A 13,628-nucleotide genomic window follows, 5' to 3' on the forward strand; every position below is an offset into this window, starting at 1 on the left:
GTTGGGGGAATACATTATGTCTAATCCTATAAAATCAACATTAATCATCCTTAGAGGAAACTCCGCAAGTGGTAAAACAACAATCGCAAAGCAACTACAAGAACATTTCGGACAAGGCACACTTTTAGTATCACAGGATGTTGTACGTAGAGATATGCTTAGAGTACACGACACGATCGGTAATTTATCACACAATTTACTATTTGAAATTACAAAGTACGGAAAAGGGAAATGTGAGTTTGTTATTTTAGAAGGTATTTTAAACAGTCGTAGATACGGTGATATGCTGAAAGAATTAATACATTTTTTTGAAGGAAACGCGTATACATATTACTTTGATTTATCGTTAAAAGAAACGATTCGACGACATAACACAAGGGAAAAGCGGCATGAATTTGGTGAGGATTCCCTACAAAAATGGTATAATCCGCACGATACAATTGAAGTTACTAGAGAAACTATTTTTACAGATAACTTCACGCAAAAAGATATATTTGATGCGATTCTTAATGATGTGATGGTATGAAAATAAGACCGACAGAATATGTCAGTCTTATTTTCATTATGTTATATTCTAGATTTATTATAAAATCTTCACTTTAACTGTTTGTCTTCCCCAATTCATCGCTTTACTTTTTGAACCCATTAATACATCAATGCGATTACCTTTAATTGCACTTCCGGTATCTCCAGCGATTGCTTCTCCATAACCTTCTACCCATACTTTAGATCCTAATGGGATTACTTTCGGATCTACTGCGATAATTCTCATATTTGGATTAGCCGTTAAATCATGCCCCATCGCAGTTAAAACGCGTCCACCATATGTACCATTCTCACTCGGATCAGCAGTATATGCTGTCGCCACCACCGTTAATTCACGTTTAGCAGACTGCGCGTTATTTTTAGACTCTTCTTTTGCCTTTAGTGCTTCTCGTGCTTTTGCCTCTTCCTTGGCTTTGGCTATTTCTCGTGCTTTCGCTTCTTCCTTAGCCTTTGCTATTTCTCGTGCTTTCGCCTCTTCCTTAGCTTTGGCTATCTCTTGTGCTTTTGCTTCTTCCTTAGCTTTGGCTATCTCTTGTGCTTTCGCCTCTTCCTTAGCTTTGGCTATTTCTTGCGCTTTTGCTTCTTCCTTAGCCTTTGCTATCTCTTGTGCCTTTGCTTCTTCCTTAGCTTTGGCTATCTCTTGCACTTTTGCTTCTTCCTTAGCTTTGGCTATCTCTTGCACTTTTGCTTCTTCCTTAGGTTTTACTACTTCTTGCACTTTCACTTCTTCCTTAGGTTTCGCTACTTCTTGTACTTTCACTTCTTCCTTAGGTTTCGCTACTTCTTGTACTTTCATTTCTTCCTTAGGTTTTACTACTTCTTGTACTTTCATTTCTTCCTTAGGTTTCGCTACTTCTTGCACTTTCACTTCTTCCTTAGGTTTCGCTACTTCTTGCACTTTCACTTCTTCCTTAGGTTTCGCTACTTCTTGCACTTTCACTTCTTCCTTAGGTTTTATTGTTTCTTTTGCCTTTGTTATCTTCTGTGTTTTAGCTTCTTCCTTAGCTTTCACCGATTTTTGTACTTTCGCTACTTGCTTCGTTTTCTCGTCAGCCTTTTTTTCAATTGGTGCTTTACTTGATAAGAAAGAAACATTTACATAAGCTGTTTTTCCCTTATACTCAAATTGTAGCCATCCGTCTTTTACTTGCTTCGTTGATTCAATTACATCATCTTTTTTCAGTCTGCCAAGAATTTTTGATTCTGTGTTTGATTCAGAACGTACATTTAACAAATCTGCTGTTACATGGTAAATATCTTTCGTAAACTCCGAGCTTACAAATACTTCTTTACCATTTAACTCAATTTTTGACCAGCCATCTTCGGTATTGATGACTTTTAACTCTTCCCCGTTTTTTACTTTTTCGACCACTTTTGATTCTGTAGTCGGTTTTTCACGTACGTTGAGTACATCTGCTGTTACGATCGTTTCTGCAGTAGCAGTTGTAGTAAATGCTCCCAATCCGAAAACAGTTGCTGTTGCTGCGCCAATTACTTTTTTCATATGAGCCTCCATTATATTTTTTGAATTCTATCAAATGCTTCCATAAATTTACGGAAGCATTTGCAACAGTATATTAGTACCACTTAATATACTGCTATTAAAACTCCTTACTCCAATACTATCAAATTCTTATTTCTAATTCTATATATTATAAGTCTCCTTATCTTCTATAAACGTTTCATATCCGTCTTCACACTAAATAGTTGTCGCAATTCCCACCAAAATAAACTTACGAGCGACTATAGCCCCCTCATGATCTTTCACACTACATTCGCTCGTTTTTTGCAAAAAGTTCATTTTACATAAAAATTTATTTATTACAATAAGAATATAAGATATATTTTTTTAAAAGGAGGATTTCAAGAATGAATAAAGAGGATAAAATTCACGCTGAGAAAGTGTTGAAAAATCTATTCATCGGATCACAAGTTGATGGATTACAATTTGGTATTTCTCCAGGCGCTATAAAGATTCATTTCACAAACTTTCACGACTCCGTTGATTATGACGGACAATTATATATCAATATCGAATCAAAATGATGTTTATTTAATAAACCTCCAAAAAGATATCCATTACATGAAAATGAATTTGAAGATTATTCTGAGGAAGAAGAATATGGGAGAATATTTGAGATAAGAAGACAAAAAGTTACCAATATACAACTCGGCTTAGAAAGCCCTTATTTAATTGTTACATTAGAGAGTGGACAAATTATTTTTGTAAATGGTTTTCATGATTATTATGAATGTTGGCAAGCTGGTGTCCAATATGAGCAATGGCTTGTAGTTGCTGCACCTGGGAATGAAATCGCCACTTGGACTCCCGATGAGTTTATCGATAAATAAACTGTCTTCCCGAAGGAGAACCGACGATATTTTATGAACTACATAACTATTTCTATTACACTTAAACGAATGACCATTTTACTTTAATAGAAATCATTTTATTAAATTTGAAAGGACGATAATGATGGCATGTGTCCATGATTTTGGAATAATTGAAGAATTTGATTCTCAAAAAAGTTACAACGATTATACACCAGAGAAATATGATTGTGTTTCTGTTGATGATGATATTATCAGTAATTTAAGTCAAAATTTATCAATTATGAAAACCTACTTTCATACAGTAAAAAATCAGGAATATGGTTTAGCTTATTGGGGTATTACAATTATCCCTCCTGAATCATTAGCAATTTTCTATGAAACAGTTACATCTTCAAAGTTCTTCAAAAAATCTGATGAGCTGAATGAATTAGCTTCAAAAATTGTACAAGCTGTAGCAGAACAAAAGTACATGATCCATTATGGGGTTTAAATGTAATACAAAAAATGCTTAGAATTTCTCCCAAGAGTTTTTTGTATAGTACTAATAAATTTATTCATTAGTCATTTAATCAATGCTTGAACCTATACCCTCACCTTTTACAAGTGAGGGCGCCCCTATTAATCTAAATAAGCGTCTCATTCCCAAGCTTCCAGCTAAACCATCTCCCATGCCCTTCCGTTTCTCCAACCGTTTCACGATATTCGTTTCCGTTAATATAATAATCAATATGAAGGTCCCGGTCCCACATGTTGTTATAAAGATGGAATACATCACGCTTTGCACCGATTTCTTGGATTTGTTTTTCCAGCTTACGTTTTACTTGTTCTGGTATTTGATTGGCGACGTGTGTATGGAAAATGCAGATAACAGCATCTTCACTTATTTGTTTAATAATAGATGGTAATAACTCTACACCGTCTCCTTCTATTAATTGAACAGATTTATTTTTTACTAAAGATGCAGCTTTGTCAAACAGTTCAAGCCTTTCTTTATGTTCTGGCCAAATGAGTGCACGTAGCCATAAATAATCTTCATCACTATGTAAATCGTTTACATGTAAATCTAGTCCAATTCTTTCTACGACAGGTGGACTTTCTTTTAATAAATGAGGCACATTCTCCCCTCTTATTTCAGAAGTTACATGTACATTCGAGTTTATATTTCCGTATGTTTCATCTGTACCGTACGAATAGCTATATTGGTCCCAAAATAATTGTAATCCAGAACTTGTCCCAATTTCTATTAACGCTAACGGTTTATTCACTTTGTTAAATATGTAACTGAAACTTGGATATAAGTACGCACATCGTCTTACTTCATTCGTTTGAACGAGTTTCGTTTGTAATAAATTAATCATTTCTTCTCTGTACATTTTACAGAAATCTTTAAAATGATTAAAAGCTTGATCTAAATCCGTATTAGCATGTTCAACTAAGCTACTATAATACGTTTTTACATGATGTTCTTTCCCTGCTAACAATAAATAATGTACTGCACCTAATAATAAGTTTGGGACTGGTTGACCTATCTGAGCATAGGACGATAGTGTAAGTACTTCCTCATCTTCAGCAATTTTCATTGATAAATATTCATATAAGTCACTTGACCCTTTACATTCCTTTATTGAAAAATTTCGAAATAAGTTTGCGATTTGTTCTTGTGTACGCATGTGTATCCCTCCTTTTAACTTTCAGAATAATCATACAATAGGTTTTGAAAAAAGTCCCATAAAAAAGGTATCCTTTCTACCCACTTTTGGATACGTAAGCTTTTTCGAGATAATTTCAAACTGTAATTTTTTTCTATTTATCACCTTAAAAGAGCTTGTTAAATAAGATTTTTGGCGAATAAAACGTTAAATAGTTTAAAATTATCAGATAACACTAGATATTTTAGTCTATTAATTATTATAATAGAGTATGAGATGGTTATATAATTGAGACAAAAAAGGTAAATACCTAGGTGGGGCCTAGGCGGTGTTTTCTTTTTACGGCTTAGACACAGTAAACACCTACTCTTTTTTGCCAATATAGGGGATGGAGAGATTATCATGAGCAACATGCAGCAAAAAACAGACGTTATCTTAATTGGTGCAGGAATTATGAGTGCAACGTTAGGCTCATTGCTAAAAGAATTAGCACCAGAATGGGAAATTAAAGTTTTTGAAAAACTCGCAAGTGCCGGGGAAGAAAGCTCTAATGAATGGAATAATGCAGGTACAGGGCATTCTGCGCTATGCGAACTGAACTATACTTCCGAAAAATCTGACGGATCTATAGATATTAGTAAGGCTGTAAAAGTGAATGAGCAATTCCAGCTTTCAAGACAATTTTGGGCATATCTTGTAAAAAGCAAATTAATTCGTAATCCACAAGATTTTATTATGCCTCTACCTCATATGAGTTTAGTACAAGGTGAAAAAAATGTGCAGTTTCTAAAAAACCGTTTTGAAGCGCTTTCAAAAAATCCGCTGTTTCAAGGAATGGAGTTTTCCGATTCTCCTGAAACATTAAAAAAATGGCTTCCACTCATTATGGAAGGTCGTACATCTAATGAGCCTATGGCGGCAACGAAAATTGACTCTGGAACAGATGTTAATTTTGGTGCATTAACACGAATGTTGTTTGATTACTTAAAAACGAAAAATGTCGAGCTAAACTACAAACATAGTGTCGAAAACATTAAACGCACGAAAAATGGTTTGTGGGAAGTGAAAGTACACGATATGAATAGTGGTAAAATTGAGCATCACACTGCTAAATTCGTCTTTATCGGCGGCGGTGGCGGTAGCCTACCCCTACTTCAAAAGACTGGTATCCCTGAATCAAAACATATTGGTGGATTCCCGGTAAGTGGACTATTTATGGTATGTAAAAACCAAAAAGTTGTAGAGCAACATCATGCGAAAGTATACGGTAAAGCTAAAGTTGGCGCTCCGCCAATGTCTGTACCTCATCTAGATACGAGATATATAGACAACAAAAAAGCTTTACTGTTCGGACCATTCGCAGGGTTCTCTCCTAAGTTCTTAAAAACTGGTTCAAACCTTGACTTAATTGGTTCTGTAAAACCAAATAACGTCTTAACGATGTTAGCTGCTGGTGTAAAAGAAATGGGACTAACAAAATACTTAATTCAGCAAGTTATGTTATCACACGAAAAACGTATGGAAGAATTACGCGAATTCATTCCGAACGCGAAAAGTGAAGATTGGGATATTGTAGTTGCTGGTCAGCGTGTACAAGTAATTAAAGATACTGATGCTGGCGGTAAAGGAACACTTCAATTCGGTACAGAAGTTGTTAGTGCGGCTGATGGATCAATCGCAGCATTACTAGGTGCTTCACCGGGTGCTTCTACTGCCGTTCATGTTATGCTTGAAGTATTAGAAAAATGTTTCCCAAGTCGAATGGTAGAATGGGAAGGAAAAATAAAAGAAATGATTCCTTCTTACGGCATTTCATTAACAGAAAATCCAAGATTATTCCAAGACCTTCACACTTCTACAGGTCGTACCCTTGGATTAAATGAAAAAGAAACAGTTCATAATTAATGAAGAAATAAAAACGTCCGATACATTCGGACGTTTTTTCGTTACTAGAAATTATATTTTTCAATATTATCCTTTGTAAATACAACTCGCTCTGGCAATACGATAATTCCGTTTCCTTCTGCCTCATAATCATATCCTTGAATGGAGTTTGGCTCTACTTTCACTTTTCCAATTCCTTTTACTTCGAAGCTATCCCCTACTTTTAACTTCTTCCCTTTTACAACAATTTCATTTGCTACATACGTTGCGAGTGCACCTTGTTGTTTTACGTCCCATAATCCGAATTGTTGTACAGTTCCTCGTTTTACGTAATCACGCATAACGTTTGGTGTAGAGAAGCCAGTTACGACAACCTTTTTATCCATTTTTAAATTTTCAGCTGCTTGTGCCATTGCCGGAAGTGCCGTTGCATCTGGACAAATGACCGCATTAATATCAGGGTACGTTTTTAAAATATTCTCCCCTACTGACAGAGACTTTTGCGCATTATTTTCACCGTACTGCGTCGTTACAATTTCCCAGTTCGGATATTTCTCTTTAATAATTTCTTTCGCTTTCGTTACCCATTGGTTTTGATCTGTTACTGTTGGGCTAGAATAAAAAAATGCTACTTTCCCTTTATCTCCAATTTGCTTGGAAGTCATTTCTATTAATAAATTAGCAAGTTGGTCTGGTGTTCCTTGGCTTATATAAAAGGAACGATCTTTCGGATTCACATCGGAATCCCATGTTAACACCGTCATTCCTTTTTTCTTAGCACGTTGTAGTGATTGCGATAAACCATCAACTGATGTAGAGGAAACCATAAGTGCATCATAGTTTTGGTTAATAAAATTATTTATATACTTTACTTGCCCTGATACGCTCGCTTCAGACGCTCCATCATACTTCACTTGCACGCCTAACTTATCTCCCATCTCTTTTGCCCCTTCACCACCCGATGTGAAGAAACCAACTCCTGTTAATTTCGGAATAAATGCAAATTTTACATCATCAGCCTTTTTCTTATCTGCCGTTTGGCTAGAACACGCAATTAAACCGATTAAACAAATACATACAATCAATACAATCCCTAGTTTTTTCTTCATGACATTTCCCCCTTATGCAAATTCCTTCTTTTCTCCGCTAAGAATTGATGTAATTTGAAATGTCTCATAATAACTGAAAGAATAAGGATAATACCTATTACTACATTGGATTGTTCATTTGTTAAACCCGTCATTTGCAAGCCATACTGCATGAGCCCAATAAAAACACTCGCTAGTACAGTACCAATAATACTTCCTTTTCCCCCCGTAATAAGTGTCCCGCCTAATACGACTGCTGTAATGATTGGTAAAATTGTTTCACTTCCCATATCAGCACGTGCGGAACCAAAATATGCGGTTAAGAAAGCACCTCCTAATCCACCTCCTAACCCGGAAAATATGTAAGCGATAATGACTACTTTTTTCGTTTTAATCCCGGTGTATTTTGCAGTATTCTCGTTCGCACCTGTTAATTTTACATGGCGCCCGTATATAGTTCGGTGAAATAATACAGTACATAAAACTGTTAATACGATCAGTAGCCATAATAAATTCGGTATTCCTATAAAACTACCGTTTGCCAGTTGTACAAATGTGTCAGGTAAACCGCTTATTCCTTCGTACCCAGAAGCACCTGCTCCTCCTGAAATAACGAGTGCAATTCCTCCGTATAAAAACATCGTTCCGAGTGTAACGACGAGTGGTTCTACATCTGTCATTTTTATAATGAGTCCGTTTATAGCGCCTGCTAAACAACTAATTATTAGGGCGATTATGACAGCAAACAAAATAGGTATTCCGTTCATCCAAAGTACACCGATCAAGATCGAAGTGAGCCCCATTATTGAGCCGACCGATACATCAATTCCTCCTGTTACAATAACAAAAGTCATTGGTATCGCCGCAATTGCGATAAATAGGAAATCATTTGTACTAAAAAGGAGATTACTAATATTTAAGAAATCACTATTGATTAAACTAAAGAGAATGAATTCTATAAGAAGCAATACAATTAGAACACCTTCCCATCTGTATACATACTTCATAGATTCATCCTCCTTTCTGCCTTCCACTTTTTCATAACGCTATCTAATATGACGATTAGCAATAATAAGAAACCTGAAATAGCATTATTCCAAAATGCTGGTATTTTTAAAAAGACGAGTGAACTGCTTATCGCCTCTAAAAATATCGCTCCTAATGCAGCTCCAACTATAGAACCTGTTCCTCCTTTTAAATGAACTCCCCCTAGTACAGCAGCTGCGATAACCTGTAGTTCTATCCCAGTTCCTGTTTGATTAGGAACGAATCCGATATTCATAACAAATATGCAACCAGCGAGCGCAGCACTTATGCCTGAAATCATAAACGCACATATTTTCACTTTATTAACAGGTATACCAATAAGTCTCGCGCCATCTTCATTATCACCTACCGCATAAAAGTATCTTCCAAATGGCACTTTCCTTAAAAAGAAATATAGTAGTAGTAAAATAATAAGAACGAACCATACAGTTATAGGTAAACCAAAAATGACGATAGATGACAGCTGCTTAAAATCGTTTGGAATATCTTCAATCCACTTCCCGCCTGTAAAAATTAACATGGCACCCCTAATAATTCCTAACATGCCTAATGTCATAATAATGGCTGGTACTCGAAACTTCGCAACGCCCATCCCGTTTACGAAACCGATAATAGCGCCAAGTGTAATAGCAGCAAGTATGGACAGAGATGCATGATATCCATCAGTTAACAACATTCCGCAAACTGCTGCACTTAACCCCATGCTTGAACCAACTGATACATCTATATTTTTCGTAAATAAGACGAACGACTGGCCAATTGCTAACACGACTAAAATAACGCTTGATTTCACCATTAAAGATAACGAGTTAAATTGAATAAAACTAGGATTTATCATTCCTACAATAGCTATATAAATTAGTAGTAACGTTATGATAGACGTTTCGTGCATTTTTAGCATGCGTTTCATTCCGCTACACCTCCGTATGCAAGGCGTGTAACTTCATTCACACTCAGTTGTTCTTTTTCCATATGAGAAACAAATCGTCCATTTCTCATTACATATACACGGTTTACTAATTGAACAATTTCTTCAACATCTGAAGAGATTAATAAAATTGCGAGTCCTTCCCTTTTCATTTTTTCGATCGTCTCATACACTTCAAGCCTTGCTTTCGCATCAATTCCACGAGTCGGCTCATCAAGAATAATAACTTTAGGATTACATGCGAGATACTTTGCAAGCACGACCTTCTGCTGATTACCTCCTGATAAAGATGCCAGTTCTTCATTCATATCCTGTACAACAATTCGGAACTGTTCTATAAACGAATTAACTAAAGCGCTTTCTTTTTCTTGTTTTATAAAAAAGCGATTATTTTGCTGTAAACTTGCTGCTGCAATATTTTCTTTAACAGAAGCAATTGAGAAAATGCCATTCCTCGCCCTATCCTCCGGCACATAAACTAGTCCTTCGTCTAGCCTTTTATGCAAAGAACATGTATCAATTGATTTCCCATCTAATAAAATAGACCCTGTTTTTACAGTTTTCAATCCAAATATCGCTTCTGCTAATTCCGTTCTGCCCGATCCAACAATGCCAGCAATACCTACAATCTCACCAGCATGTACAGTGAATGAAATATTTTCGAATGCGTGACCATTTATATCAATCACTTCTAATATTTTTTTCATCCTTGTGGTCTCTTGAACTACTTCTATTTTCTCTTTCTGTTTATACCCTTTTGGCAATAGCCCTTCCATCAGCATGTCATATGTATAGTCACATACATCTCCTTGACTTACAATCATTCCATCACGTAGTATTGCTACTTTGTTGGCAATTTCAAAGATTTCTGGAAAACGATGCGTAATATAAATCATCCCTATTCCTTTTTCTTGTAAACTTTTCATCAACACAAAAAGACTCTTAATTTCGTGAGTTGTTAATGTCGATGTTGGCTCATCTAGAATAAGAATCTCGGCTTCTCGTATTAATCCTCTCACAATTTCTACTAACTGTTGTTGCGCAATCGATAATGATCCTCCTAGTTCATTAAGGTCAATATCCCACCCTAGACTGTTAATCAATTGCTCAATCTGTACTCTTAATTTCTTTTTCTTTTCTTTTAACCCGATACATATATTTTCTTCAATAGTCATATGCGGAAAAATGAGCGGTTCTTGCGGTATTAAATACATACCTTTTCGGTGTGCTTCTGACGGATTTGAAAACTGTTGCTTCGTTCCTTTTACATATATTTCTCCATCATCATACGAATATAACCCCGTTAATATTTTCATTAATGTTGATTTCCCAGCACCATTCCCTCCAACTAATGCGTATATATCTCCGCGCTCTACTTGAATGTTCACTTCTTTTAATACAAGTTGATTTAAAAACGCCTTACTCATTTTTTTTACTTGTAATAAAGGTACGTTCTCCACATGATGTCACCTGCCTTTATACAGAACATTTTTTGAGAAAATGATTATTTGTTCTACTTGTTTTGTAGCATTGTATATTCCTTTTTTTATATCTAGAACACTTTTTTCTACATACTATTAATCGCTTCAACTGGAATAAACAAAATATATGGTACATATGTTTAAGCTGTGGTCAATTGTTGAAAGGGATGAAGAGTATGACTCAGCTGAACTTTGAAGAGAATTTATTAACGAAAGTAGCTTGGTACTATTATAAGGACCAATTAACACAACAGGAAATCGCTTCACTTCTTCATATTTCAAGAAATAAAGTCGTCCGGTTATTAGATAAGGCGCGGAGTGAAGGTATCGTTACATTTCACGTAAAAGGGACTGGTTTGCACTGTTTAAGTATTGAGCGTGACTTAATGAAAAAGTTCTACTTAAAAGATGCTTTTATTATCCCGACCCCAGTAAACAATTATCACGATTCTCTCGGAAAAGCTGCTGCACAATATTTAGAAACTCAGCTCCAGCAAGGAGATTTACTCGGTATTGGCTGGGGAGAAACAATTAGCAAAATGCTAGAAAACATTCATTTCGAAAGTTCTATTAATCTCTCAATCGTAACGTTAACAGGCGGAGTAAATCACTATCTCCCGAGAAAACAAAACTATTTACATTACATGCAAGGTGATCTTCACATTATCCCTACGCCGTTTCTAGCGTCTACAACCGAAATGGCACAAAGTATTCTATCAGAACCGAGTGTAAAAGATATGCTTCATGTCGCTTCACTTGCTCATACGGCTGTTGTCGGTATTGGAGGACTATCTCAAGACGCTACGATTGTAAAAAAAGAAAAATTAACATTACGTGAGATGACATATATTCGTAGTCAAAACGGTGCTGGCGATATTTTAGGACAGTTTTATGATACAAATGGCAATTTATTAGAGCTCTCGCATCACAATCGTCTAATTGGCACGCCTCTCTCTATTTTGCGCAATATGAATCATGTCGTCGGTGTTGCTGGAGGTATAGAAAAGATAGATGCAATTTATGGTGCCTTAAAAGGAAAGTTTATTCATACATTAATTACCGATGAGGAAACTGCCCTCTCCTTATTACGAAAGGATGGTGATTGTTAATGTCCCATTTATTAGCTTTCGATGCTGGTACAGGAAGCATACGAGCAGTTCTTTTTGATTTACAGGGTAATCAAATTGCAGTAAGTCAAAAAGAATGGATTCATAAATCTGACCCACGTTACCCTGGTTCTATGAACTTTGATGTAATAGAAAATTGGAAGCTGGTACAACAATGCACGAAAGAAGTTTTACAAAGAAGTAATATCTCGCCCTCTTCCATTCAAGCTGTTAGCGCTACTAGTATGCGAGAAGGTTTTGTTTTATATGATAAAAATGGGCAAGAAATATGGGCGTGTGCAAATGTTGATGGGCGTGCATCCGCGGAGGTTAGTGAACTAAAAGAAATTCGGTCACATCTTGAAAAAGATTTATATACAAAGTCTGGTCAAACTTTTTCATTAGGTGCTTTACCTCGCCTACTTTGGATAAAAAAACATGAACCCGACGTCTATAATTCTATTCACTCTTTTACAATGTTAAACGATTGGATCTTATATAAATTAAGCGGCGTGCTGCAAATTGATCCTTCAAACGGTTGTACGTCTGGAATCTTTGATTTACAAAATAGAAATTGGGATAACGATGTAGCTAAAGAGTGTGGTATAACTTTACTATTTTCACCAAAAGTAAATGAAGCTGGCACTGTGATTGGTAATGTTACAAAAGAATGTGCAGCATTAACTGGATTACGTGAAGGAATTCCTGTTGTAGCCGGGGGCGGAGATGCTCAAATGGCATCACTTGGAACTGGAGTCGTGAAACCACATCAAACATTAATATGCGGAGGTAGTTTTTGGCAACAAGAAGTGAATGTTACTGAGCCAATACCAGATCCGCATGCTGCGATTCGTATAAATTGTCACGTCGTACGTAACCTATGGCAATATGAAACGATTGCCTTTTTTCCAGGCCTCGTTATGCGCTGGTTTCGAGACGCTTTTTGCCAAGAGGAAAAGAAACTTGCTGACAAACTCGGTGTAGATGCTTATGAATTATTAGAAGAACAAGCAAAAGACGTACCTGTCGGCTCACATGGCATTATCCCTACTTTTTCAAACGTTATGAACTACATTTCTTGGCGTCATGCCGCACCATCTTTTTTAAATTTAAGTTTAGACGCTGACAAATGTGGAAAAAAAGAACTGTTCCGTGCTATTGAAGAAAATGCCGCCTTCGTTACACTTGGAAACTTAAAATTAATAGAAAATCTCACAGGGACATTCCCTTCTGAAGTCGTTTTTGCTGGTGGTGCCGCTAAAGGAAAACTATGGCCACAAATTTTATCAGACGTCCTTGGTATTCCTGTAAAAGTACCTGTTGTGAAAGAAGCAGCTGCTTTAGGAACTGCGATTGCTGCAGGAGTTGGTGCTGGCATATATGCATCTATGGAAGAGACTGCCGAAGAGTTTGTACAGTGGGAGCAAACATTCGAACCAGTAACTGAAAATCACGAACTATATAAAGAGTTCTATGAAACATGGAAAACTGTATATGACAGTCAGCTCGCTTTAGCTGATAAAGGACTCACTTCACATATGTGGATTGCGCCTGGTGCACTGTAA

At 36.3% G+C, this 13,628-nt stretch carries 11 protein-coding genes and 1 pseudogene; 6 read left to right on the forward strand and 6 right to left on the reverse strand.

Features of this window, described 5'->3' with window-relative positions:
- The first annotated feature begins 16 nt into the window (after positions 1-16).
- Entirely contained in the window at positions 17-526 is a 510-nt protein-coding gene (locus NST14_RS14985) for a kinase (protein WP_000070097.1), read from the forward strand.
- Positions 527-583: 57 nt separating this feature from the next.
- On the opposite strand, the gene entB is transcribed toward NST14_RS14985, so the two are convergent.
- Positions 584-2,050: a cell wall-binding protein EntB gene (gene entB, locus NST14_RS14990; protein ID WP_341118911.1), complete on the reverse strand. Its 1,467-nt coding sequence runs from the start codon at positions 2,048-2,050 to the stop codon at positions 584-586.
- 365 nt (positions 2,051-2,415) lie between these two features.
- Between entB and NST14_RS14995 the strand changes: the two are divergent.
- Both NST14_RS14995 and NST14_RS15000 read left to right on the forward strand, forming a co-directional pair.
- Positions 2,416-2,898, forward strand: a pseudogene (locus NST14_RS14995) (hypothetical protein).
- A gap of 124 nt (positions 2,899-3,022) precedes the next feature.
- Positions 3,023-3,370 (forward strand): hypothetical protein, encoded by a 348-nt coding sequence (locus tag NST14_RS15000; protein WP_000752495.1) that lies wholly within the window; start codon positions 3,023-3,025, stop codon positions 3,368-3,370.
- A 133-nt stretch (positions 3,371-3,503) separates the two neighbouring features.
- Here NST14_RS15000 and NST14_RS15005 read toward each other — a convergent pair whose 3' ends face one another.
- Positions 3,504-4,550, reverse strand: coding sequence for a DUF2332 domain-containing protein (locus tag NST14_RS15005; protein WP_001260248.1), 1,047 nt, complete (start codon positions 4,548-4,550; stop codon positions 3,504-3,506).
- A gap of 381 nt (positions 4,551-4,931) precedes the next feature.
- On the opposite strand from NST14_RS15005, the gene NST14_RS15010 reads away from it, so the two are divergent.
- Complete coding sequence (locus NST14_RS15010) at positions 4,932-6,434, forward strand: malate:quinone oxidoreductase (protein ID WP_000069168.1); 1,503 nt, start codon at positions 4,932-4,934, stop codon at positions 6,432-6,434.
- A 44-nt stretch (positions 6,435-6,478) separates the two neighbouring features.
- Here the strand turns inward: NST14_RS15010 and lsrB are convergent, their stop codons facing one another.
- From lsrB to NST14_RS15030, 4 genes are read right to left on the reverse strand one after another with little or no spacing between them, the layout of a single operon-like run.
- A complete protein-coding gene (lsrB, locus tag NST14_RS15015; protein ID WP_098487278.1) occupies positions 6,479-7,522 on the reverse strand; it encodes an autoinducer 2 ABC transporter substrate-binding protein LsrB in 1,044 nt (347 codons plus the stop codon).
- Positions 7,519-8,508: an ABC transporter permease gene (locus tag NST14_RS15020; RefSeq protein ID WP_113732524.1), complete on the reverse strand. Its 990-nt coding sequence runs from the start codon at positions 8,506-8,508 to the stop codon at positions 7,519-7,521. The genes lsrB and NST14_RS15020 overlap by 4 nt, the downstream gene beginning before the upstream one ends.
- Complete coding sequence (locus NST14_RS15025) at positions 8,505-9,458, reverse strand: ABC transporter permease subunit (protein ID WP_048557978.1); 954 nt, start codon at positions 9,456-9,458, stop codon at positions 8,505-8,507. Before NST14_RS15025 ends, NST14_RS15020 begins: the two co-directional genes overlap by 4 nt.
- On the reverse strand, positions 9,455-10,936 hold the full coding sequence (locus tag NST14_RS15030; RefSeq protein ID WP_229142774.1) for a sugar ABC transporter ATP-binding protein: 1,482 nt from the start codon (positions 10,934-10,936) through the stop codon (positions 9,455-9,457). The genes NST14_RS15025 and NST14_RS15030 overlap by 4 nt, the downstream gene beginning before the upstream one ends.
- Positions 10,937-11,133: 197 nt before the next feature.
- Between NST14_RS15030 and NST14_RS15035 the strand changes: the two genes are divergently transcribed.
- Together NST14_RS15035 and lsrK are read left to right on the forward strand one after the other, a co-directional pair.
- Positions 11,134-12,066: a sugar-binding transcriptional regulator gene (locus tag NST14_RS15035; RefSeq protein ID WP_000192720.1), complete on the forward strand. Its 933-nt coding sequence runs from the start codon at positions 11,134-11,136 to the stop codon at positions 12,064-12,066.
- Entirely contained in the window at positions 12,066-13,628 is a 1,563-nt protein-coding gene (gene lsrK / locus NST14_RS15040) for an autoinducer-2 kinase (RefSeq protein ID WP_000018831.1), read from the forward strand. The genes NST14_RS15035 and lsrK overlap by 1 nt, the downstream gene beginning before the upstream one ends.

The organism is Bacillus sp. FSL W8-0519 (assembly GCF_038005585.1).
Taxonomy (GTDB): domain Bacteria; phylum Bacillota; class Bacilli; order Bacillales; family Bacillaceae_G; genus Bacillus_A; species Bacillus_A paranthracis.